Source organism: Bifidobacterium sp. KRGSERBCFTRI (genome assembly GCF_025908335.1).
The window spans coordinates 1,735,597-1,759,451 of sequence record NZ_CP109653.1 but is presented as its reverse complement, the minus strand read 5'-3'; the positions used below and the strand labels follow the sequence as shown (position 1 = coordinate 1,759,451).

Sequence of the window (23,855 nt, the reverse complement as noted above, 5' to 3'; positions counted from 1 at the left end):
AGACCATGAAGCGAATCGTCGCGGGCATTCTGGCGCATGTGGACGCGGGCAAGACCACGTTGTCGGAGGCGCTGCTGTACGCTACCGGCCAAGTACGCAAACTCGGCCGCGTCGACCACGGCGACGCCTTCCTCGACACGGACGCCATGGAACGGCAGCGCGGCATCACCATCTTCACCGAGCCGGCCGTCATCGCCACGCCCGACCTCACCATCACCCTGCTCGATACTCCTGGCCACGTCGACTTCTCCGCCGAAACGGAACGTACGCTCGCCGTGCTCGACTACGCCATCCTCGTCATCTCCGGCGCGGACGGCATCCAAGGCCATACCGAAACGTTGTGGCGACTGCTCAATCGCTATCAGGTGCCCACATTCGTCTTCGTCAACAAAATGGACGCGCCTGGCGCCGACAAAACGCAACTGCTCGCCCAACTCAAGAAACGCTTCTCGGACGGCTGCGTCGACTTCACCGAGCCGATTGACGGCGAACGCATGGAGGAGATCGCCATGCAAAACGAAACGGCCATGGACGCGTATCTCGACACCGAAACCGTGCCGGACGAAACCATTCGCGCCATGATCGCCCGCCGTGAGCTGTTCCCCTGCTATTTCGGATCAGCGCTGAAAATGGACGGTATAGAACAGTTCGTCGCAGGTTTCGAACGGTTCGCGCAAGAGCCGCAATACAATGGCGAATTCGGCGCACGCATATATAAGGTGTCTCATGACGCGCAAGGCAACCGTCTGACCTGGCTCAAGGTGACCGGCGGCGAACTGAAGGCCAAGATGATGCTAAGCGGCACCGCGCACGCCGGCGACGCGGATGCGGTTGCCGAAGACGGCCAATGGCATGAGAAAGCCGACCAGGTGCGCGTCTATTCCGGCGCGAAATCCACCACCGTCGACACGGTCCCCGCAGGCACCATCTGCGCCGTCACGGGTCTGACGCAGACATTCCCCGGCGAAGGCCTCGGCATGGAGCGGGACGCCGGCAGTCCGGTCCTCCAGCCGGTGCTCACGTACACGCTGGAACCGGGGGAGTGCGACATTCACAAATGTCTCGTCGCCCTACGCGAACTGGAGGACGAGGATCCGCTGCTGCACGTCGTCTGGCAGTCTCGCCTAGAGGAAGTGCACCTGCAGTTGATGGGCGCGGTGCAGCTGGAGATCATCCAGCAGATCATGCACGACCGTTTCGGCCTGGACGTCACGTTCGGACCGGGCAGCATCCTGTACAAGGAGACGATCGCCGCTCCGATCGAAGGCATCGGCCATTTCGAGCCGTTGCGACACTACGCCGAAACGCATGTGCTGCTCGAACCGCTGCCGCAGGGCTCGGGCATGGCATACGCCACCGTGTGCAGCGAGGACGTGCTCGACCGCAACTGGCAGCGCCTCATCATGCAGCATTTCCAGGAACGCGAGCATCTGGGCGTGCTCACCGGCTCGCCGATCACCGATATGAGAATCACGCTGCTGACGGGCCGTGCGCATCTGAAGCACACGGAAGGCGGCGATTTCCGCCAAGCCACCTACCGTGCGATACGCCAGGGCCTGATGGAAGCGAAGAAGAAGGGCGATTGCCGTCTGCTTGAACCTTGGTACGGCTTCCGTCTGGAAGTGCCGCAGGACATGGTCGGACATGCGATGGCCGACATCCAGCGCATGTCGGGCACGTTCGACACGCCTACCGGCGACGGCGAATATATGGTGTTGAACGGCACGGCGCCGGTATCCGAAATGCGTGACTATGCGATGGACGTGAACGCGTACACGCACGGCCGTGGCCATTTAAGCTGCGTGTTCGCCGGCTACCAGCCGTGCCACAATGCCGACGAGGTGATCGAGAACATGGCTTACGATCCGGAATCCGACCTGGAGAACACGCCGGATTCGGTGTTCTGCGCGCATGGCGCCGGCTATCCGGTCAAATGGTACAAGGTGCCCGAATTCATGCATCTCGACTACGCGTGGGATGGCATGCGCGAATAGAACCGAAAGACAGACGGGTGGGAAGCGCCGATTGCTTCCCACCCGAGGCCTCTTGTCGGATACCGACAAACGGATAAACGAAAAGCCCCACCGAATCGGTGAGGCTTCATGCTGGAGCGGACAACGGGACTCGGACCCGCGGTCTCAACCTTGGCAAGGTTGCGCTTTACCAACTAAGCTATGTCCGCAAAGGATTCCTGCCGTGAGAAGCAGGCATCCAGTGGGTGATATAGGAATCGAACCTATGACCCCTTCCGTGTGAAGGAAGTGCGCTAGCCGCTGCGCCAATCACCCGTGGGATGTCTCCACCGGTTTCCCGGCTTCGTCATCCGCTTCGCGTGGGCGATACAAGATTCGAACTTGTGACCCCTTCCGTGTCAGGGAAGTGCGCTACCTCTGCGCCAACCGCCCGAAGCGAGTGCTAACTTACGTGGATTCTCGGCGGAATGCAAATCGTCGGCGTGTCGCGATGTTCACGTGAAGTTCGCCGGCCGTTCTTCACGCGGTGGGTTCAACCTGCGGAAACTCCAAGGTTTCCGTGTCGTGGTCCACGCCGCTCATGGCGGTCGTATCCGCATCATTGGTTCGCTCCGCGGTCTTGGCGGAGCCGTTCGCAGTAGGGTTTCCCGTGCCGACGGCGTGCGTCAGCGCGAGCCTCATCTGATGCCAGACCACGTTGCCATGCGTCGACTCGGACAGTCCTTCGTCCACGAATCCCAGCCGTGCGTAAAAATCGACCAGCCGTTCCTTGCAGGTGAGCACGAGGCCCTTGCGTCCGGCCTGTGCCGTGTCGAGAATCACCTGGCGCAGCAGATAGCTGGCGCAGCCGCGATGCTGGTAGACGGGTGCCACATCCACGCCGAAAATCATCTGCCAATCGCCATGCTCGTCATGCATATCGGCGTCGTCATACATGGCATCGGCAAGATTCGGCTCGTTTGTGGCCATGCCATCGACGAAACCAACCAACGTGCCGTCCTCTACACGCGAGGGGAACGGGGTATCGTCGTCATCGGTGTTGACCAACAGCCAGAAATGGTCCGGATAAGCGGCCACGCGTGCGGTAAGGCTTTCGTTGCTTGCGGCCTCCGCAGGTGGGAAGCAGGCGGCCTCCACAGCCTCGATCGCGTCCAGATCCTCCATCGTTGCATGTCGAATGAGCATGTGCATACTCTCTCGCAAGGCATACCCAATCTTCACATTTCGATATGCGCCGACGGCGCAATCCGCCAACATGCCATACTGTAGAAGAACCTTGGAGGGATCGCAGGACGACTGTTTCGCGATACCTGATAAGTCCTTATACGAAAAACCGATAACGAAACTGGCTCGTAGTGGCGAATAAAGCGATAGTATGAGCCGCGTTCGCCGGAACAAATACGAAAAATCCGTTGAGAAGAGAAGGAGGCGCGCGTGTTCGACTGGACGTTCATCTCGCACTACGCGCCGTTCTTCGTCAGCGGTGCCGAAATGACGCTGTTCATTTCCGTCTTCGGCATCATCCTGGCGATCGTGGTCGGCTTGGTCTGCGCCGGCATCGAGATCGCGCGCATCCCCGTCCTGCGGCAGGTCGTGCGCGTCTACATCGAGCTGAGCCGTAACACGCCGTTGCTGGTGCAGCTATACTTCCTGTATTTTGGCCTGCCGAAACTCGGACTCGTCTGGTCCGCGGAACTGTGCGCCATCGTCGGACTCGGCTTCCTCGGCGGCTCCTATATGGCCGAAGCGATGCGCGGCGGCCTGGAGACCATTCCGGAAGTGCAGCGCGAATCCGCATACGTGCTGGGCTTGAGCAAATGGCAGACATTAAGCCGCGTGGTCATTCCACAGGCCATCAGCACCTCCATTCCAGGCGTCGTGGCCAATGTGATCTTCCTCATCAAGGAATCGTCCGTGGTGTCCGCCATCGCGCTCGCCGACGTGATGTACATGGCCAAGGACCTGATCGGCATGTACTACGACACCTATGAGTCGCTGTTCCTGCTGATTGTGGCGTATCTGGTGATTCTGCTGCCGATCTCGCTGTTCGGCACTTGGCTGGAACGGAGGTTCGACTATGAGCGGCGCTGAGATTCTGCTCGAGCCGGGCGTGATTCCGCGCCTGCTACAGGGCCTGTGGGTCACGGTGTGGATCGCCGGTGTGTCCGTGGCGTTGTCCGTGCCCGTCGGCCTGATTGTCGGCTGGCTGATGACGATGAAAAATCCCGTTGTGCGAGTGCTGACCAGGATTTATCTGGATTTCATCCGCATCATGCCACAGCTGGCGCTGCTGTTCATCGCCTTCTACGGTTTCGCGCAGGCATGGAATTGGAATTTGGATGCGACCGGCGCATGCGTGTTCGTCTTCGTTTTGTGGGGCGGCGCTGAACTGGGCGATCTGGTGCGTGGTGCGCTCGAATCGATTCCGAAGGCGCAGTACGAGTCGTCGTACGTTTTGGGATTGAGCGGCTGGCAGACGTTCACGAAAGTGATTCTGCCGCAGGCGTTGCGCCGGCTGCTGCCGGCTTCCGTGAACCTTGCCACGCGCATCGTGAAGACCACGTCATTGGCCGTGCTGCTCGGCGTGGTGGAAGTCATCAAGGTGGGCCAGCAGATCATCGACGCGAACCGTTTCCAGTATCCGACGGGCACTTTGTGGATTTACGGAACGATTTTCTTCATGTACTTCATCGTGTGCTGGCCGCTGTCCATCGTGGCCCGCAGGTTGGAAAAGAGGTGGAAGCATGACTGAGCAGGCTGAACAGGTTACGCAGACCGCGCAAAACAGCGGGAAATCGCAGACAAGCCTTGAAATCAGGCATCTGGTCAAGCGGTACGCCAATGCCGACAAGCCAGTGCTGGACGACATCTCCTTCGACGTGCCCCATGGCAAGGTGTTCGTCATCGTCGGCCCGTCCGGATCGGGCAAGTCGACGTTGCTGCGCACCATCGCAGGTCTTGAGCCGATTCAGGGCGGCACCATCGCGCTGAACGGCGAGATTATCGAAACCGGCAAGCCGGGCACCGAATCGGCCGGCCGCAGCAAGCGCGGCAGCGAGCTGCGCACGCGTGTCGGCATGGTGTTCCAAAGCTACGACCTGTTCCCCAACAAAACTGTGCTCGGCAACATCACGCTCGCTCCGACGCTCGTGCAGAAGCGCGACAAGGCGGAGGTCGAGAAGGAAGCCATCGCTCTGCTGGAACGCGTCGGACTCGCCGACCGCAAGGATGCCTGGCCGCATGAGCTGTCCGGAGGCCAACGCCAGCGCGTGGCCATCTGCCGTGCGCTGATCCTGCATCCGGAAGTGCTGCTGTTCGACGAGGTCACCGCCGCGCTTGATCCGGAAATGGTGCGCGAGGTGCTTGACGTGATGCTGGAACTCGCCGATTCCGGCCAGACCATGCTCATCGTGACGCACGAGATGCAATTCGCACGAGCCATCGCCGACCAGGTGATCATGCTGGAGGACGGCGGCATCGTTGAACAATCCGACGACGCCGAAGCGTTCTTCACCAATCCGAAAACCGAGCGTGCCAAGCGTTTCTTGCACACGTTCGAATTCGACAGGCATCGCAGGCCGGCGGAAACGCCGACGGAACCGACGGGAACTTCCGCCGAGTAATCGCAAGTTTTGATAGCAGTCATCCGTACAAGAGAGGAGTAACCATGACCGCATCAATCATCAACAAGACAATCAAGAGCATCGTGGCCGCATCGGCCGCGTTGATCATGGCCGCCTCCGTGGCTGCCTGCGGTCCCAACGCCGCCACCCCGAGCGAGGAGAACAACGCCTCCAACGGCGGCGTCACCACGTCCAAGGTGACCGCCCGCTCCCTGGACGAGATCAAGAAGTCCGGCGTGCTCAAAGTGGCCGTCTTCTCCGACAAGGCCCCGTTCGGCTACATCGACAAGGACGGCAAGAACGCCGGCTACGACATCGTCTTCGCCGAGCGTCTCGCCAAAGATCTGGGCGTGAAGGTCAAGTACACGTCCGTCGATCCGGCCGCCCGTGTGGATGTGCTCACGTCCAACAAGGTGGACATCACGCTGGCCAACTTCACCGTCACCGACGAGCGCAAGGAGAAGGTCGACTTCGCCAAGCCGTACATGAAGGTCGCGCTCGGCGTGGTCTCCCCGGAGAACGCCGAAATCACCGACGTGAGCCAGCTCAAGGGCAAGACGCTGATCATCGCCAAGGGCACCACCGCCGAAAGCTATTTCGAGAAGAACGAACCCGACGTCAAGCTGCAGAAGTACGACCAGTACGCCGACGCCTACAACGCGCTGCTCGACGGCCGTGGCGACGCCTTCTCCACCGACAACACCGAGGTGCTGGCCTGGGCCAAGACCAACAAGGGCTTCAAGGTGGGCATCACCAAGCTCGGTGACGAAGACACCATCGCGCCGGCCGTGCAGAAGGGCAACAAGGAGCTGCTCAACTGGATCAACGACGAGATCGTGAAGCTCGGCAAGGAGAACTTCTTCCACAAGGATTACGAGGAGACTTTGAAGCCGGTGTACGGCTCCGACGTCAACCCGGATGACATTGTGGTCGAAGGCGGCCAGCTTTGATTCTTACCTGACCTGACGGCGGCCTGCCGTCCGTCAATCCTGTTTCCAAGCCTTCCGTGGCACACGCCGCGGAAGGTTTTTTCATGCCGATTCCGGGCCGGTTATGTCACATCCTTCGAAACCGTTTACAGTCCACGCGGGTGTATGTTTCCGGAGGTTTCGTACCATCCGATAACCCCTCATAAATAAACGCTATGGCGATTCGCACGTTGTATAAGCAACGTCGATAATCTCCGGCGCGTGGCGCTTTCCAAGACACGGTTAAGTAGGAACCAGCGATCGCGTGAACGGCACGCGGCAGGGAAACCACACCGAGGGGGTGCGCACCATGACCAGATTCAACACTCAGCTCGTCCACGGACTGCCGGTCAACGACAACAACACCGGAGCCGTGAACCCGCCGATCTACAACTCGTCCACCTATGCTTTCGAATCGGTCGGGACCATGCCCCGCTGGGATTATGCCCGCAGTGGCAATCCGACGCGCGAGTTCCTGGAGAAGCAGATCGCGCAGCTGGAGCATGGCACGCGCGGTTTCGCGTTCGGTTCCGGCCTGGCCGCCATCCACGCGGTGCTGTCGATCTTCCAACCCGGCGACCGTATCATCGTCGGCAAGAACATCTACGGCGGCACCTACTCGCTGTTCCACGAGTATTTCGAACGCTGGGGCGTCATCGTAGAGGAAGTGGGCACCACCGATTACAAGGCGCTCGATGCGGCGGTGTCCGGCGAATCCGCCAAGGGCAATGCGCATGGATGTCCGGCCAAGGCCGTGTACTTCGAAGTGCTCACCAACCCGCTTCTGCAAGTCAACAACGTGACGGCCATTGCCGGAATCGCCCACCGTCATGGCGCGATCGCCATCGTCGACAACACATTCGTCACCCCGTATCTGCAGCAGCCGCTCGACCAAGGCGCCGACATCGTCATCCATTCCGCCACCAAGTATCTGGCCGGCCATTCCGAAGTCAACGCCGGCCTCGTGGTGGTCAAGGACGATGAGCTGGGCAAGCGCGTCTACTTCGCGCAGAACCGTTTGGGTGGCGTGCTCGCGCCGAACGAATGCGATTCGGTGCGTCGCGGCATCCAGACGCTTGCCTTGCGCATGGACCGTCAGCAGGAGAACGCGCGTGCGATTTCCAGCTATCTGCTGCTGCACCCGTTGGTCAAGTCCGTGCATTATCCGGGACTGCCCGGTCACGAATACGAGCTGGCCTCCAACGGTCTCAAGGGCGGTGGTGCCGTACTGAGCTTCGAAGTGGTGCCGGGCGTCGACCCTGCGGACGTGCTCGACAACCTGCATATCTTCCGTCTGGCGGTTTCGCTCGGCGCGGTGGAATCGCTTGCCGAACTGCCGTGCCGCATGACGCATTTCGAACTGCCGCGCGAGGAGCGTCTGAAGGTCGGCATCACCGACGAACTGGTGCGTCTCGCAGTCGGCATCGAAGACAAGCAGGACCTCATTGAGGATCTCGGCCAAGCCTTCGACATCGCGTACGAGAACTATCTCAAGCGTCACGCCGGCGAGAGTCTGTTCACCTTCGCGCAACACGTATATGCCTGAAAGTTTTGCTATCGGTAGGGATTTGAATATTAACTGGCACGCTATCTCACGAACCGGACAGGGGAAAGCGCCCCTCTGTCCGGCTCGTGGGCGTATGTGGGTCAGCTCCTGGACAGGCGATGGTTGGTTCGTGGACGGCCCTTGCCCAGCTCGCGGACATTGTCTGCATACGATTGCATTCTTTGGTAAATTTTTACTCGGGTTCGGCAATGGTTGCAGAACCTACGAAAGGTCATGCGACAAGACCTTTAAAGAGAAACCAAAGAAGGGAGTAATGCCATGCCGTTCCTTGTAGCGCTCCTTGTCATTGCGCTGATCATCGCGTTCCTGTTCCTGTCCACGTTGTTCATCGTGCCGCAGCAGCAGGCATACATCATCGAACGTTTCGGCAAGTTCAACAAGGTCCAGTTCGCGGGCATCCACATCCGTATCCCGTTCGTGGACCGTATCGCCATGAAAACCAACATGCGCGTCAACCAGCTCAACGTGCAGCTGGAAACCAAAACCCTCGACAACGTGTTCGTCACGGTCGTCGCCTCCACCCAGTTCCGTGTGAACCCGGAAAACGTGGCCACCGCCTACTACGAGCTGCGCGACCCGGCCGGGCAGCTGCGCTCCTACATGGAGGATGCCCTGCGTTCCGCCATTCCGGCGTTGAGCCTCGATGACGCCTTCGCCCGCAAGGACGACGTGGCCTTCGACGTGCAGAAGACCGTCGGCAACGAAATGTCCCGTTTCGGTTTCACCGTTGTCAAAACGCTGATCACCGCCATCGACCCGAGCCCGCAGGTCAAGAACGCCATGGACTCCATCAACGCCGCCCAGCGTGAGAAGGAAGCCACCCGCAACCGCGCCGAAGCCCAGCGCATCCAGATCGAGACCCAGGCCGCTGCCGAGGCGGAGAAGACCCGTCTTCAAGGCGAGGGCCAGGCCAACTACCGTCGCGAGATCGCCAACGGTATCGTCGACCAGATCAAGAGCTTGCAGGCTGTCGGCATGAACATCGGCGATGTGAACAATGTGGTGCTGTTTAACCAGTACCTCGACGTGCTGCGCTCCTTGAGCGAATCCAACAACGCCAAGACCGTCGTGCTGCCCGCATCCACCCCTGGCGGCTACCAGGACATGTACAGCCAGATCACGCAGGCCATGGTGACAGCCAACGAAACCGTCGGCCAGCACTCGACTGTGCCGACACCGCCGCACGTCGCTCCGACGACGCCGCGTATCTGACACATGTTTGGTGATGCCTGCAGTCGTCGGGCATACGTTGATTGGCCGCAGGCATGTGAATCGCAGGAAAGCGAAAACGAAAAAAAGAATCCCTTCTTTCGTCGGGGAGCCACGTAGATGTGACGGAGAGTGCGGAAACGATGAAAGAAGGGATTCGTGTTGCAAGTGCGCCGTCGTACCACGACACACGTCTGTTATACGGAAGGCTTCGCTCGGACGTCAGGCCAGAGTGACAAGCTTCCCGGGAGAAGGTGCGTTGAGACATTCAGCAGCATGCGCTTCCATGGAACGGAGCTGGTCTTGCAGATCCATGACTTTCTTTTCCAACCATGCGATGGTCATGGATTGGGAGATGACGAGCAGGTCGCGCTGGTCAGCTGCGGCTTCGTTGGCAAACGATTGTGCTTCGGTCATGATTTGCGGATCTGCTTTCCACCGTGCGATGGCGCGTTCGATACGTTTACTGCCAACGATTTTCGGGTTAAGACCTGCGCTGGCGAAGATGCTGGTCGGCCCGTTGCCCCGTAAGTATTGCGCCATGCAACGCACTTGGAATTCCCTTGAATAGGTGATACGGTCCATTGATGCCCTTTCTACCGCGGGCAAGGTGTTGAGATAGTAGACTTCCGCCTGGGTGAAATGACGTTTCATATTGTTCCCCTTTGGTGTGAAACCGTTTGACATTCCACAATCTGAAGATTATTGCTGATGGTTTCATTTTATTTTTGACATTTTGGTCGAAAAGGTCATTTGGCACGAAACAAGGGTTTCTGGCACGAAACAACATGTTCCATATCGTTCAGGCGGGGTTTCTTGAACGGTTTTCGAGTTTCAGGCACGCGCGGACCGTGGCTTCAGGGTGTTCCCTTAAGGGTGGCGAAGCGCGGTGAAACACTTTAGACTTAGGAGCAATTATCAACATATTCCCAGAAAACGAGGAGGTGAATGTGCCGGTAGGTATCACATCCAACGTTGGGAAAACCGGTCGCGGTCCCATTATCGAGGTTAAAAACCTACGCAAGGAATATCCAGTGCTCGATGAGACCGTCGTAGCGCTGGAACGTGTCAATCTCGCCATTCCGCAAGGGCAGATTTGCTGTATCTATGGTGAGTCCGGATCCGGTAAATCCACCCTGCTCAATCAGCTTGCCGGCATGGAAAAACCAACTAAAGGTGGTGTACGTATTGCAGGTGTGCCCATCAGCAGGCTTGACGAACGGCAGCTGGCCGAATTCAGGCAGAAGCACCTTGGCTTCGTGTTCCAGTCGTACAATCTGCTGCCCAATCTCAATGCCATCGAGAATGTGGCCATGCCACTGATGTTCCGAGGCGTGCCGAAGCGTAAACGCGAGATGATCGCGCGTGCCATGCTCAAGCGGGTCGGCCTTGGCAAACGCATGAACCATTATCCGGCCCAGATGTCTGGCGGTCAGCAGCAGCGCGTCGGCATCGCCCGCGCTTTCGCGGCACGTCCGCAAGTGGTATTCGCCGACGAGCCGACCGGCAATCTCGATTCCAAAACCAAAACCGAAGTGATGGATATGATTTGCTCGTTCGCACGCGATTTCAACCAGACCATCGTGCTCGTCACACATGACGACAATATGGCGCAATACGCCGATCGCATCGTCACACTTCTTGACGGCCGCATCATCGGCGACCGGCTTACGTAACATTCACGACAACGCATATCGACAACTATGACGACAACAGAAGGGCCTTCCATGGGCAACAACACAAGAATCGCAACACTGCTCAACGGGGCAATCTCACTATTGGCGGTGGTCGCCATCACGTTGGTATGCATCGTGCCGACGGCGTTCGCCGAAGATGGCGCCAATACTTCCGATGCTCCGGGTGCGGGAGCGGACAACAGTGTTGAGCAGATTGCTGGGCCGGTGCCGAACATCATTATCACCAATTTCACCTATGGCGACGGGTCGGTGGCGGTCGGCAGCACCTTCAACCTCGGTTTCACCTTCCAAAACATGGGCAAAGTGGCGGTGAGCAACATGGTGGTCACCGTGGACGGCGGTGAGAATTTTGCCATCTCCGGCGGTACGAACACGTTCTACTACGATGCGCTGAATGCGGGAGCTGCGTTGACGCAGACCGTGCCGATGCAGACACTGGCCAGTGCGAAAAACGGCGCGCAGGGCATCGACATCAGCTTCAAATACGAGTACGTGGACGGTGCCGCACGCAGCTCCAACACTTCCGACATCAAAATTTCCGTACCCGTTTCGCAGCCTGATCGTTTTGAATTGAACGATCCAGTGGTGCCCAATATCGTCAACGCAGGTGAGGAAACTACTATCACCATGGATTACGTGAACAAGGGCAAGGGCGACGTTTCCAATGTCGAGGCGAGCGTTGAAGGCGACGGTATCACCGCCACGCAGGCCAAGCAGTACGTCGGCAATGTGGCGTCCGGCGCGTCCGGCTCCATTGGATTCGCATTCACTGCGGACAAGCCCGGCGAAACCGAGGCGAAACTGACGGTGACGTATGAGAATTCCGATGGACAGCCGCAGACCAAGGAATTTCCGGTGAAAATCAATGCCGTTGAAGCTCCTGTTCCGGATGATTCCGATACGGATGTTGACGTCCAGGATCAGAGCATGCCGGTCTGGGTGTGGATAGTGGCGGCGGCCGTTGCACTCGTCGTGATTGTATTGACGGTCGTATTGGTGGTCCGTCGCCGCCGTAAGAAGGCAAAGCAGGTGGCCGATGATGACGATTGGGATTGGGAGACTGCCGATCTTGGAGCCGATAAGCAGGGTAAATCTACTGCCATGGCTGCCGATGCGCCGACGCAGGTAATCGCCACGGCAGGTGGCACATCGGCCGCCTCCGTATCCGCAACGTCATCTTCCACTCCATCCGTCAAGGAGTAGGCATGCGATTTTCGGATATCGCACATACTTGCGCGCAGAATTTGCTGCGGCGCAAATCGCGTACGATTTTGACGGTGCTCGGCGTGATCGTCGGCTGCTGCTCCATCGTCCTGATGATTTCGATTGGACAAGGCATCAGCGAGCAGAATGAGCAGATGCTCAAGAGCATGGGCAATCTCAACGACATTACCGTCACAGCTGCCGGCGGCTCGGGCGCGTACGACAGCTCTGGCGTCGGTATGTCGAGTTTGTCTTCGTCGGACATGACATCATCGGATCAGCAGGCCAAGCTTGACGATGCTGCGGTACAGACGTTCCGTGGCATTTCAGGCGTCGCAGCCGTGATGCCACAGCGGTCGGCGCAGAGCACCGTGGATCTCACTGCGGGAGCCGGATCCCGATACGTGGCTCAATATGCTTCTGTGATGGGTACGGATATGACCCAGCTTGAAGCATCGGGATACAAGCTCGTTCAAGGGCGTATGCCGAGGCGTGCCGGAGAAGTATTGCTCGGCAAATACGCGGCATACCAGTTTATGGATAAGTATCGTTCCGATGATGACTCCAGGCGTATCGCTCCCGGTGATTATGAGTGCGATGAGAACGGTTGCAAGGAGAGCGAGGGGGAGAAGCCGTTCTTCGACGTACTGACCACGAAACTCAATTTGATTACCGGAGCCGATTATCAAAGCCCTGACGATTACCGCAAAATAGGCAGCACTTCGATGAGTTCCACCGATTCAGGCGACGGCGATGGTATTGCCAGTTCGCAGAATCCTGTGGTTTCCATGCCTCTCACCGTGGTCGGTGTGTTGGACGCTGCAACCAATAATTACGATGCATTCAGCTCCGGTGTAGTCATGTCGCTGGAGGATATGGACACATTGCAGGCCAAAATCGACGGCAAAACCAATACCACCAGCCGGACCAAAACAAACTACGACCAAGTGGTGGTGCACGCTCAAAATATCAAGGATGTGCCGGGTATCGAAGCGCAGATCAAAATGTCTGGCTACCAAACCACGTCCTTCGAACAGACCCGCAAGGAGATTGAAAAGCAGAGTCGTGGCATCCAGCTCGCATTGGGAGGCATTGGCGCGGTGTCATTCCTGGTGGCGGCCATCGGCATCGCCAACACCATGATTATGTCCGTGTCGGAACGCACTCGGGAAATCGGCATTATGAAGGCGCTCGGCTGCTATGTGAATGATATTCGCACGATGTTCCTATGTGAAGCAGGTGCCATCGGTCTGGTCGGTGGACTTATCGCCTGTCTGATTTCCGCCTTGGGGTCGCTGAGCATCAATCTGCTGTCGTTTGGTGGATTCAGTATGGAAAACGTAGGCAAAGCGATTATGGGCGGTGACGACGTGAACCGAATCTCCGTGATTCCATGGTGGCTGTTTGTCGTGGCCGTGTTGTTTTCGATTCTGGTGGGCATACTCGCCGGTTTTGGGCCAGCTAATAAGGCTGTGAAGATTCCTGCGTTGGACGCCATCAAGAACGAGCAATAGCGATTGCGATTGACAATAATGCTTATGGTCGGCCATGTGCTGTTCAGCGTGGGCCGGCATTTCGCGATTGTTCAACGTTCCCTGTCGATTTTTGACGGTGCCGGCTAGTTGCGTGATTAACGGGCCAAGACGCGGCGAATGCGATCAGCCACCGCTTCCACAGTCAGCCCGTAACGTTCGTCAAGCTCGGCAAGGGGCACACGATCGGTGAATTCTTTCGATGCGCCGAAATTGAGCGCATGCACAGTGGCTGCTTTCGGATTAGTGGAATTCGCGTAGAACGCGGTCACTTTCTCACCCCAGCCGCCTTCCAGCTGGCCATCCTCCAAGGTGACGACCACACGATGGCCGTCGGCAAGCACGTCCAGCAGCTCGCCATCCATCGCGGAATACTGCTGCGCGTCGATAAGCGTCGCATTGATATCGTCGTCGTTTTCGAGCGTTGCCGCCACCTCGGCCGCCAACGGCAGTGTATTGCCCAAGCCGAGAATCGCCACTTCACGTCCCGGACGCACAATCTGGTACCGCGTGAAAGGGCAATCGCCGGTAATATCGATCGTCGTCTCGTGCGTGTCGGCACGTTCGGCCGGGTCGAACGCCATATCGGCGGAACGCTCCATGGCAAGAATCTGCTCGCCGGGCATGCGGATAGCCGTCACACCATGATCAGACGGCCCCGTGGCCCATGCAAGCATGTCCAGCATCTGCTCTCCGCTGGTCGGTGCCAGACAGGTCACATCAGGCGTGTTGGCGAACATCGTCATATCGAACGTGCCGGAATGTGTATTGTCCGCGCCGGAAATGCCCGCTCCGAAAATCAGCAGCGTCGCCGGAACATGATTCAACGCCAGCTCCTGCTGCAACTGGTCGTAAATACGCTGGAAGAACGTGGCGGAAGTCGCCAGAACCGGCCGGCCTCCAGCCTTCGCGATGCCTGCGGCGAACGCGGCCGCATGCTCCTCGGTAATGCCGGTGTCCACATAATGCGATCCGGCACGTTCACGGAAATCACGGGTGATGCCATTCGAACCAGGGGTGGCGGGGGAGATGACCACCAGTCCCGGCTCGTTTTCGAAACGGGACTCCAACGAAGCCATGGCCATCTGACCGTAGTATTTGCGCGCGTCAAGCGGCTTGCCGAGCGCGCTGTCCGGATCCTGCCAATGATTCGCCTCGCATTGGCCGGCATGCGGCTGCGGATTGGTCTGGTTGCATCCGTCGGAACCATCCTGCGCCTCGGTCTCATCGCTGAAACCCAAGCCCTTGGTGGTGTGGATATGCAGCACGACGGGATGGTCGATATCCTTCAAGTCTTCAAGCGCCGCGACCAGCGTGTCCACATCGTTGCCCTGCTCCACATAACGGTAGTCAAGTCCGAACGCCTTGAACAGATTCAGCTCCGCGGTTCCGTTCGACGCGCGCAGACGGGCAAGATTGCCGTACATGCCACCGAAATCCTCGGCGATCGACATCTCATTGTCGTTGACGACGATGATGAGATTACCGCCCTGTTCGGCAGCGTTGTTCAGTCCTTCGAAAGCGATCGCCGAGCTCAACGAACCGTCGCCGATGATGGCGATGACGTTGCCGATTTCGCTTGCTCCCGCAGCGGTATGTTGCATATCACGTGTTTTGGCAAGACCGCAGGCAAGGGAGATGGACGTGCCGGTATGGCCCAGCACGAAGGAATCATGCTCGCTTTCCAACGGATTGGTGAAACCCGTCACCTCGCCGAACCGCGACTCGTCCAGATACGCCTCGGCGCGCCCGGTAAGCATCTTGTGCACGTAGCTCTGGTGGGAGACATCGAAAACGAAACGGTCACGTGGAGAACCGAACACGCGGTGCAACGCCACGGTAAGCTCCACCACGCCAAGATTCGAACCGATGTGGCCACCATGCTTCCGGCCGTAATCCAACAGCGTGGAACGAATCTCCAGACACAGATCACGCAACTGTTGCGAAGAAAGGGCATGCACATCCGCCGGAGAATGAATCGAACCCAGTATGCCAGCGGTCATTATGCGCAACTGTCCTTCCCTGAACCTGTCTTCTTTACCGCGGAAAATCCTATCCCACTGTATGCCTCTGCCGGGGTGTCGGTTGTGAAATACCTGCAAAGTCTTCTCAACTGCGGCACAATGGAAACGATGAAATGAATCGAACCACCGAAAAACCGCGAAGGAGCGCTGACCATGAAAGCCGTATACGTAGCAGGAACCGATTATGACAATCCGCTGTCGCAACTCAAGGTGGGGGAGCTGGACACGCCCGAAACCAAGCCGTTCTGGAGTACCATCCACGTGGCCGCAGCCAGCGTGAACCACCACGACATCTGGAGCCTGCAGGGCGTGGGACTCTCCGCCGAACAGACGCCGATGATTCTCGGCACCGACGCGTCAGGCGTGCTCGACGAGGACATTCCTGTTCGCAAAGGGCTGAAAGCCGGAGCCGAAGTGGTGCTCTACACCTTCGTCGGCACCGACGGCGCCGGCGTCATGCCGGGGGAGCGGCGCACCATCCTATCCGAAAAATACGCGGGCACCATGGCCGAAACCACCCAAGTGCCCAGCGCCAACGTGTTCGCCAAACCCGCCAACCTGACCCTCGATGAGGCTGCTGCGCTCGGCACCAGCTGGCTGACCGCCTACTCACTGCTGTTCACATCGGCCAACGTGAAACCGGGAGACACCGTGCTCGTCCAAGGCGCGGGCGGCGGCGTGTCCACAGCGGCCATCCAACTCGCCCATGCGGCAGGACTGGAAGTGTTCGTCACGTCACGCAGCGAAGAGAAACGAGACCGCGCGATCGCCATCGGAGCCGACGCCGCCTTCGAAACCGGCGCGCGACTGCCGCATAAGGTCGACGCCGTCATCGAATCGGTCGGCGCGGCCACCTGGAGCCATTCCGTCAAATCCGTACGCCCCGGCGGCACCATCGCCATCTGCGGAGCCACCACAGGAGACCAGCCTGGAGCCGAACTGACCCGCATCTTCTTCCAGGACATTCGCGTGCAAGGCAACACCATGGGTTCGCGTGACGACTTCGCACGACTGCTCAAATTCGTGGAACACGCCGACCTGCACCCCGTCATCGACTCCACCTACGCGCTTGCCGACGCGCCCGCGGCGTTCCGCAAAGTGGTCGACGGCGACGTTTTCGGAAAGGTCGTGCTGCACATCGAGCCGAGTAAGTAAAGTAGGCGGTGTTCTGGAACACATAAGTCTACGTAAATCCTTCGGAGGTTTTGATGGCAGACAACAAGCCTGAAGTCGCGGTGATCATGGGATCGGCAAGCGATTGGGAGACCATGAAGCACGCATGCGAGATGCTCGACCAGTTCGAGGTGCCGTACATGAAGCAGGTGATTTCCGCGCACCGCACCCCGGAACTGATGGGTGAGTTCGCGCACAACGCCCGTGCCAACGGGCTGAAGGTCATCATCGCCGGCGCGGGCGGCGCGGCCCACCTGCCGGGCATGGTCGCGGCGCAGACCACACTGCCGGTCATCGGCGTACCGGTACGCTCCCACGCGCTGTCCGGCTGGGATTCGCTGCTGTCCATCGTGCAGATGCCGGGCGGCATTCCGGTGGCCACCACCGCCGTCGGCAACTCCGGCGCAACCAACGCCGGCCTGCTCGCGGTGAGCATTCTGAGCGCCACCGACGAGCGACTGGCCAAGGCGCTGCAGGACTATCGTGACTCCCTGAAGGAAAAGGTGGCTGAATCCAATGCCCAGCTTGTCTGAGGAAACCAACGGCCGTATCGAACGACTGATGCCCGGCGCGACCATCGGCATCATCGGTGGCGGCCAGCTCGGCCGCATGATGGCGCTGTCCGCACGCTACATGGGCTTCCGCATCGGCGTGCTCGACCCGACATCCGACTGTCCGGCCGCTCAGGTCGCGGATTTCCAAGTGACCGCCGAATACGACGACATCGCCGCCATCCGCGAACTGGCTGAAAAGTCCGACGTGCTCACCTACGAGTTTGAGAACGTGGACGCCGACGCCATCGACCAAGTGCGTTCCCTCGCGGCGGCCCCGCAAGGCACCGATCTGCTGCGCGTCACGCAGGACCGTGTCAACGAGAAGCGGTTCATCAACGACCATGGCACGCCCACCGCGCCGTGGAAGGCCGTCAACAGCGTCGAGGAACTTGAAGCGGCACTTGATGAGATCCACTATCCGGCTGTGCTCAAAACCCGTTCCGGCGGTTACGACGGCCACGGCCAGACCGTGCTCAAGTCCGAAGCCGACTTGGAGCAGGTGCGCGCCCGCGCCGACCATGACGGCAGCTTCCCGCCAAGCATTCTGGAAGGCTTCGTCGATTTCGCGTTCGAAGCGAGCATCCTCGTCGCCGGCAACGGCAAGAATTACGTGACCTTCCCGATCGTGCGCAACGAGCATCGCAACAACATCCTGCACATGACCATCGCGCCGGCCGAAGTGGACGAAACCGTGGCCAAGGAGGCGCACGAGCTGGCGTTGCGACTGGCCAAAGGCTTCGAACTCGCCGGTATTCTGGCCATCGAACTGTTCATCACCAAAGACAACAAGGTCATCGTCAACGAACTGGCCCCACGTCCGCACAATTCCGGCCACTACACCATCGAGGCCTGCTCGTTCGATCAGTTCGACGCGCACATTCGCGGCATCGCCGGCTGGCCGCTCGAACAGCCGCAGCTGCTCAAGCCCGCCGTCATGGTCAACGTGCTCGGCCAGCATGTGGCGCCGACCCGTGCGCTCATCGCCGACCATCCCGAATGGAACGTGCACGACTACTGCAAGGCGGAAGTGCGCCACGACCGTAAGATGGGGCACATCACCGTGCTGACCGACGACACCGCCAAAACCGTGGCCGACCTTGAGGCCACCGGCTGCTGGGACGACTTGAAGAAAGCCTGACATCATAGGTAATGAGTGAACATATCGTGCGGCAGACCCGCCAGAAAGACGCCATCCGCGACGCGCTGAACGGCTGCGACGAATTCATCTCCGCGCAGGAGCTGCACCGCAAGCTGGAAGACCGTGGCGAACATATCGGACTCGCCACGGTCTACCGGCAGCTCAACGCCCTGGCTGAAGCCGGCCGCGCCGACACGGTCCGTCTCGACGGGCAGCAGCTGTTCCGCCTGTGCGGCGATGACGGGCACCATCATCACCTCGTCTGTACGAACTGCGGCAAAACCGTGGAAATTGAATCGCCTTCCGAAAGCTGGCTGAAAGGCATCTCCGACAAGTACGGCTTCACCATCGAACGGCACACGCTGGAGGTGTTCGGCCTGTGCGAGGACTGCCGGAAGGCGGACAAGTAGCGGCTGTCTGCCGTATTTCCGTTGGAATCGTATCGCCATCGGCGCAATCCAATCGTAAAAATCGTAAAGAAAAAACGTTGGACGTTGTCTTTTTCAGACGCATATATGACAATAGGGCATTGCAAACGAACTAAGTGGGGTTATGCGTGACCAAAGCAACATCGAAAAACGAGCCGATTGAGGAGCTCGACATCGCTACCGTGGACCCGATGGCCAAGAAAGCGGGCAAGGAGTTCCCCGGCTGGCTCTACGGCGTGCTATTCGTGCTGTTCGATGCGGTGGGCGTTGCCGCCCTGCAGATCGGTGTCAGCGAATCCGCCACTCGAGTCCAACTATCGAACAACATGTGGCTCACCGGTTGGGGATTCGTCGGCAAGATGTTCACCAGCGCCAATTTCGTGGCGGTGCTGAACCTCATCCTATGGGGCGTCCTGTATGTCATTCTGCTGATGCTCACCAATCGTTTCTGGGTGGCCACGCCGGTTTTTCTGGCAGTCACGTTCATCATCGCCGTGATTGAGCATTTCAAGGTTTCAATACGATACGAGGCGATTCTGCCAAGTGATTTGAACTTTCTGAAGGCCGACGCCGGCAATCTGATGAGTTTCATGCCGTCCGGCGCGCAATGGACCATTCTGATCGCGGTGGCGGCGTTTGCCGCGTTCGTGGCGCTGTTCGTCTTCCTGAACCGCCTCGACGCGCGTCACGGCAGACTGTTTCGCGGCTCCGATAAGCGATCCCGCTCCGTGAACGCGATCGCAAGACTGCTGCTGATCCTGCTTCCAGGCCTGTTCTTCACGCTGTATTCGATGCAGGTGAGCACCGTCGGCTCGTGGGCCAAAGGCTTCGCCACCGTCATGGGGGACAAGCCCTCCATGTGGGACTCCGTATACGACGCCCAGCGCAACGGGCCGCTGGTGGCGTTCACCCGTCAGCTCAACCCGAAAGTCATGGTCAAGCCGGACGACTATTCCGAAGAGACCATGAAGCAGGTCGCGGCCCGCTATGAGAAGGCCGCGAAGAAGATCAACGCGAAACGTTCCGCGAACATGACCGACAGCACCGTCATCTACGTGCTGTCCGAATCCTTCTCCGACCCGTCCCGCGTGCCGGGACTCAAAGTCAACAAGGATTCCATACCGAACATCCGCAAGATTAAGCAGAATACCACGTCCGGCCTGATGCTGTCCTCCGGATACGGCGGCGGCACCGCCAATCTGGAATACATGGGACTGTCCGGCCTGAGCATGGCGAATTTCGATTCCTCCCTGACCAGCCCATACCAGCAGCTGGTGCCGAGCGAGCATTGGACGCCGACCATCAACCAGATGTGGGGCGCGTCCAAGAACTCCATCGGACTGCACCCGTACGAGTCGTCCATGTATTCGCGCGCCACCAACTACAAGAAGTTCGGCTTCTCGCATTTCTACACGCTGACCGGGCCGGACGTCATCTCGCATCAGGACAAGATCGACGATTCGCCGTACGTCTCCGACGAGGCCACCTACCAAAGCACGCTGGAGGAAGTCAGGAAAACCAAGTCGAACCAGTTCCTGCAGGTCATCACCATGCAGAACCACATGCCCTACCATGACTGGTACAAGCACAACGACTTCAAAGCCTCCTCCACCACGGGAAAGCCGTTGAAGGACGACGAGAAGGAATCCATCGAAACCTACCAAAAGGGCGCGTCCCTGACGGATGGGGCGACCGCCGGATTCCTCAGCGAACTCGACAAGCTCGACAAGCCGGTCACCGTGGTCTTCTACGGCGACCATCTGCCGGGCATCTACTCGTCGGCTTCCGCTGATGACGGCAACTCGCTGGCGTTACATCAGACGGACTACTTCATCTGGTCCAACAAAGCCTCCGGCACGCAAGGCAACAAGATCGACAACGCCGAATACTCGTCGCCGAACTTCTTCGTGGCCCAGGCGGCCGAGCACATGGATGCCAAAGTTTCCCCATACCTGGCGTTCCTCACCGAAATGCATTCCAAGATCTCCGCCATGGAACCGCCGGTCGTGAACAACATCCAAGGCTGGGACCGCATCCCCGAAGGACAGAACATCTATCTGGACTCCAAGGGCGAGCCCATGGCCGAAGACGATTTCGACGCCGAAACCAGACAGCTGCTGGCCGATTACCGGCTCATCCAATACGACATCACCACGGGGAAGAATTATCTGAAAAACACCTCGTTCATGACCCTGCCGTAACGAGGACGGCGCGCCTTCCGCACGGCACTACACTCGACGTACCTTTGTACGCCTTCGTGTCGTGCCGCGTGGAATTCGCGCGCGTCTGAGAATACGCTAAGGGGCTTGTTCCAATTATGGAACAAGCCCCTTAAAACGTTTCACGGCGTCAGCATGACGTCACATCATGCGTTCAACGCCTTGAAACCGATGTCGTGACGGTAGAACATTCCCGTCGTGTCAAGCTTGTCGATGATGCCGTAGACCTTGTCCTGCGCGGTTTTGATATCGGCCGCGGAGGTCTCCACGAAAAGCACGCGGCCGGAATTCGCCACCAGGCCATGCTCGCCACGCGTCACGCCGGCATAGTAGACGTGGGAATCGTCGTCGACCTTGATCTCAGGAATCGCGGCACCCTTGACCACATTGGTCGGATAGCCGTCGGAAGCGAGCACCACGCCGAGAGTGGCATTGTCCTCATCCCAAGTGAATTCCGGGGTCTCATCGTTCAGAATGGCGTTGATGCCGGCACCGAGATCGGACGTGAGCTTCGGCAGCACCACTTCGGTCTCTGGATCGCCGAAACGCGCGTTGAATTCAATGACCTTCGGTCCGTCGGCGGTGGCGATGAGGCCGGCGTACAGAATGCCGGTGAACGGCGTGCCCTCGTCGGCCATGGCCTGAACGGTCGGCTTGACGATGGTTTCGATGGCGGTGTCGATCACATCCTGACCGATCTGCGGAACCGGGCTGTAAGCGCCCATGCCGCCGGTGTTCGGCCCCTTGTCGCCATCGTAGGCACGCTTATGATCCTGCGAAATCGGCATCGGCCAGAAATCGGTGCCGTTCACAAAGCTCATCAGAGAGAATTCCTGACCCTCAAGGAAATCCTCGATAACCACCTTCGCGCCGGCGTTGCCGAAGCGGTGGTCCACGAAAATGTCCTCCAAAGCGGCGATGGCGGTCTCCTCATCCATCGCCACGGTCACGCCCTTGCCTGCGGCCAGGCCATCGGCCTTGATGACGATCGGCGCGCCATGCTCGCGCACATAAGCGGTGGAACGCTCCAAATCGTCGAACGTCTGGTACTTCGCGGTCGGAATGTCGTGACGTTCCATAAGCTGCTTGGCGAAGTCCTTGGAACCCTCGATCTGCGCGGCGGCCTTGTTCGGGCCGAACGCCTTGATGCCGGCGGCCGCGAAATCGTCGACGATGCCTTCGATAAGCGGCACTTCCGGTCCGACGAACACCCAATCGTAACCATTGTTCTTCACGAAATCGATGAGCGCCGCATGATTGGACGGGTTGAGCTGCGTGGTGCGGATGCCGTCAAGTTCCATGCCCGGATTGCCTGGAGCCACAGTGACCTCGCTGACGCTGTCGCCACGCATGAGCGCGTGGGCGATGGCGTGTTCACGCGCACCGGAACCAATGACCAGAACCTTCATATTTCCTCCTGTTGTATCCCTTATGGGGAAGAGTGCCAATCTCAAGAAATAATATCGGGGGTGCCTGTTCGGCTACCCCCGTATGTTCGTTTACTGCAGTTCGACGTCCTCGCCGGTCTTCTTGACGATATTGCCCAGCACATAGCCGGCCTCGCCATTGGACTTCAGCAGTTCCATGGTCTTATCGGCATCTTCGGCGCTGACCGCCAGCACCATGCCGATACCCATGTTGAAGATGTTGAACATTTCCATATGGTCGATTTCGCCGGCCTTCTCCAGCACGTCGAAGATCGGCAGAACCGGCCAAGAGCCGAGGTTGATATGCGCCGCGAGACCATCGGGGATCATACGCGGGATGTTCTCGATGAAGCCACCGCCGGTGATGTGCGCGACGCCCTTGACCACGCCGGCCTTGAACAGCGGGGACAGCGTCTTGACATAGATCTTGGTGGGGGTGAGCAGCACGTCGCCGAGCTTCTCACCGCCGAGCTCATCCAGCTGGGTGTCGACGGTGTATCCGGCCTGTTCGAACAGGGCCTTGCGCACCAGGGAGAAGCCATTGGAATGCACGCCGGTGGAGGGAAGGCCGATCAGCACGTCGCCTTCGACAATCGAGGAACCATCGACTATGGCGGACTTCTCGGCCACGCCCACGGCGAAACCGGCCAAATCGTACTCGTCCTCGTCGTACATGCCCGGCATCTCGGCGGTCTCGCCGCCGATCAGGCCGCAATCGGCCTGCACGCAGCCGTCGGCCACACCGGATACGACCTGCTCAAGCAGGGCAGGATCGTTCTTGCCGCAGGCGATGTAATCCAGGAAGAACAGCGGTTCCGCGCCCTGGGCCGCGATATCGTTGACGCACATGGCCACGCAGTCGATGCCGATGGTGCTGTGTTTGCCCGCCATCTTGGCGACGACCAGCTTGGTGCCCACGCCGTCGGTGCCGGAAATCAGCACCGGCTCCTTGTAACCCAGGGAGGCGAGATCGAACAGGCCGCCGAATCCGCCGATGCCGCCGACCACGCCCGGACGATTGGTGCGCGCCACATGCGACTTGATGCGCTTGACGACTTCGTAACCGGCTTCGACGCTTACGCCGGCTTCTTCATATGCTTTTGGCATATCAAACCTTTCT

At 59.1% G+C, this 23,855-nt stretch carries 20 protein-coding genes and 3 tRNA genes; 15 read left to right on the top strand and 8 right to left on the bottom strand.

The annotated features are described in order from the left end of the window. Positions 1-5: 5 nt before the first annotated feature. The gene (locus OGI63_RS07510) at positions 6-1,994 is read left to right on the top strand and encodes an elongation factor G (RefSeq protein WP_011742953.1); all 1,989 of its coding nucleotides are present in this window, start codon (positions 6-8) and stop codon (positions 1,992-1,994) included. Between the two features lie 112 nt (positions 1,995-2,106). Here OGI63_RS07510 and OGI63_RS07505 read toward each other — a convergent pair. The 4 genes from OGI63_RS07505 to OGI63_RS07490 all read right to left on the bottom strand — a co-directional run bounded on the left by OGI63_RS07505 (position 2,107) and on the right by OGI63_RS07490 (position 3,164). Beyond that, positions 2,107-2,182: transfer RNA gene (locus tag OGI63_RS07505), tRNA-Gly, on the bottom strand. Positions 2,183-2,215: 33 nt separating this feature from the next. After that, positions 2,216-2,288: transfer RNA gene (locus tag OGI63_RS07500), tRNA-Val, on the bottom strand. 45 nt (positions 2,289-2,333) lie between these two features. Continuing rightward, positions 2,334-2,405 (bottom strand) — tRNA-Val (locus tag OGI63_RS07495). An 87-nt stretch (positions 2,406-2,492) separates the two neighbouring features. Then, entirely contained in the window at positions 2,493-3,164 is a 672-nt protein-coding gene (locus OGI63_RS07490; protein ID WP_319026320.1) for a GNAT family N-acetyltransferase, read from the bottom strand. Between the two features lie 243 nt (positions 3,165-3,407). Between OGI63_RS07490 and OGI63_RS07485 the strand changes: the two genes are divergently transcribed. The 6 genes from OGI63_RS07485 (at position 3,408) to OGI63_RS07460 (ending at position 9,343) form a co-directional block, all read left to right on the top strand. Beyond that, positions 3,408-4,064, top strand: coding sequence for an amino acid ABC transporter permease (locus tag OGI63_RS07485; protein WP_003808512.1), 657 nt, complete (start codon positions 3,408-3,410; stop codon positions 4,062-4,064). Continuing rightward, complete coding sequence (locus OGI63_RS07480) at positions 4,051-4,725, top strand: amino acid ABC transporter permease (protein WP_003808515.1); 675 nt, start codon at positions 4,051-4,053, stop codon at positions 4,723-4,725. The genes OGI63_RS07485 and OGI63_RS07480 overlap by 14 nt, the downstream gene beginning before the upstream one ends. After that, the gene (locus tag OGI63_RS07475) at positions 4,718-5,596 is read left to right on the top strand and encodes an amino acid ABC transporter ATP-binding protein (RefSeq protein ID WP_003808517.1); all 879 of its coding nucleotides are present in this window, start codon (positions 4,718-4,720) and stop codon (positions 5,594-5,596) included. Before OGI63_RS07480 ends, OGI63_RS07475 begins: the two co-directional genes overlap by 8 nt. Positions 5,597-5,640: 44 nt before the next feature. Then, positions 5,641-6,546: a cysteine ABC transporter substrate-binding protein gene (locus OGI63_RS07470; protein WP_011742955.1), complete on the top strand. Its 906-nt coding sequence runs from the start codon at positions 5,641-5,643 to the stop codon at positions 6,544-6,546. Between the two features lie 328 nt (positions 6,547-6,874). Further along, positions 6,875-8,110, top strand: coding sequence for a trans-sulfuration enzyme family protein (locus OGI63_RS07465; protein ID WP_011742956.1), 1,236 nt, complete (start codon positions 6,875-6,877; stop codon positions 8,108-8,110). 279 nt (positions 8,111-8,389) lie between these two features. Next, complete coding sequence (locus OGI63_RS07460; protein WP_011742957.1) at positions 8,390-9,343, top strand: SPFH domain-containing protein; 954 nt, start codon at positions 8,390-8,392, stop codon at positions 9,341-9,343. Between the two features lie 219 nt (positions 9,344-9,562). On the opposite strand, the gene OGI63_RS07455 is transcribed toward OGI63_RS07460, so the two are convergent. Then, positions 9,563-9,994 (bottom strand): hypothetical protein, encoded by a 432-nt coding sequence (locus tag OGI63_RS07455; protein WP_035009905.1) that lies wholly within the window; start codon positions 9,992-9,994, stop codon positions 9,563-9,565. Positions 9,995-10,338: 344 nt separating this feature from the next. On the opposite strand from OGI63_RS07455, the gene OGI63_RS07450 reads away from it, so the two are divergent. From OGI63_RS07450 to OGI63_RS07440, 3 genes are read left to right on the top strand one after another with little or no spacing between them, the layout of a single operon-like run. Next, on the top strand, positions 10,339-11,016 hold the full coding sequence (locus OGI63_RS07450) for an ABC transporter ATP-binding protein (protein ID WP_034984323.1): 678 nt from the start codon (positions 10,339-10,341) through the stop codon (positions 11,014-11,016). A 51-nt stretch (positions 11,017-11,067) separates the two neighbouring features. Next, positions 11,068-12,240, top strand: coding sequence for a COG1361 S-layer family protein (locus OGI63_RS07445; RefSeq protein ID WP_035009902.1), 1,173 nt, complete (start codon positions 11,068-11,070; stop codon positions 12,238-12,240). Positions 12,241-12,242: 2 nt separating this feature from the next. Next, positions 12,243-13,754: an ABC transporter permease gene (locus OGI63_RS07440; protein WP_011742961.1), complete on the top strand. Its 1,512-nt coding sequence runs from the start codon at positions 12,243-12,245 to the stop codon at positions 13,752-13,754. Between the two features lie 116 nt (positions 13,755-13,870). Here OGI63_RS07440 and OGI63_RS07435 read toward each other — a convergent pair whose 3' ends face one another. Beyond that, positions 13,871-15,775 (bottom strand): 1-deoxy-D-xylulose-5-phosphate synthase, encoded by a 1,905-nt coding sequence (locus tag OGI63_RS07435; RefSeq protein WP_011742962.1) that lies wholly within the window; start codon positions 15,773-15,775, stop codon positions 13,871-13,873. Between the two features lie 174 nt (positions 15,776-15,949). Between OGI63_RS07435 and OGI63_RS07430 the strand changes: the two genes are divergently transcribed. The 5 genes from OGI63_RS07430 to OGI63_RS07410 all read left to right on the top strand — a co-directional run bounded on the left by OGI63_RS07430 (position 15,950) and on the right by OGI63_RS07410 (position 21,290). Beyond that, entirely contained in the window at positions 15,950-16,951 is a 1,002-nt protein-coding gene (locus OGI63_RS07430) for a zinc-binding dehydrogenase (RefSeq protein ID WP_011742963.1), read from the top strand. Positions 16,952-17,004: 53 nt separating this feature from the next. Next, positions 17,005-17,502, top strand: coding sequence for a 5-(carboxyamino)imidazole ribonucleotide mutase (gene purE / locus OGI63_RS07425; protein WP_011742964.1), 498 nt, complete (start codon positions 17,005-17,007; stop codon positions 17,500-17,502). After that, complete coding sequence (gene purK / locus OGI63_RS07420) at positions 17,486-18,661, top strand: 5-(carboxyamino)imidazole ribonucleotide synthase (RefSeq protein ID WP_041777269.1); 1,176 nt, start codon at positions 17,486-17,488, stop codon at positions 18,659-18,661. Before purE ends, purK begins: the two co-directional genes overlap by 17 nt. An 11-nt stretch (positions 18,662-18,672) precedes the next feature. Further along, positions 18,673-19,071 carry a Fur family transcriptional regulator gene (locus tag OGI63_RS07415; RefSeq protein WP_011742966.1) on the top strand — a complete coding sequence of 133 codons (399 nt, stop codon included), beginning with the start codon at positions 18,673-18,675 and terminating at the stop codon, positions 19,069-19,071. A 209-nt stretch (positions 19,072-19,280) separates the two neighbouring features. Continuing rightward, a complete protein-coding gene (locus OGI63_RS07410; protein WP_011742967.1) occupies positions 19,281-21,290 on the top strand; it encodes an LTA synthase family protein in 2,010 nt (669 codons plus the stop codon). A 164-nt stretch (positions 21,291-21,454) separates the two neighbouring features. On the opposite strand, the gene purD is transcribed toward OGI63_RS07410, so the two are convergent. Then, a complete protein-coding gene (gene purD, locus OGI63_RS07405) occupies positions 21,455-22,717 on the bottom strand; it encodes a phosphoribosylamine--glycine ligase (protein ID WP_003808576.1) in 1,263 nt (420 codons plus the stop codon). Between the two features lie 90 nt (positions 22,718-22,807). After that, complete coding sequence (gene purM, locus OGI63_RS07400) at positions 22,808-23,842, bottom strand: phosphoribosylformylglycinamidine cyclo-ligase (RefSeq protein ID WP_011742968.1); 1,035 nt, start codon at positions 23,840-23,842, stop codon at positions 22,808-22,810. Between the last annotated feature and the right edge of the window lie 13 nt (positions 23,843-23,855).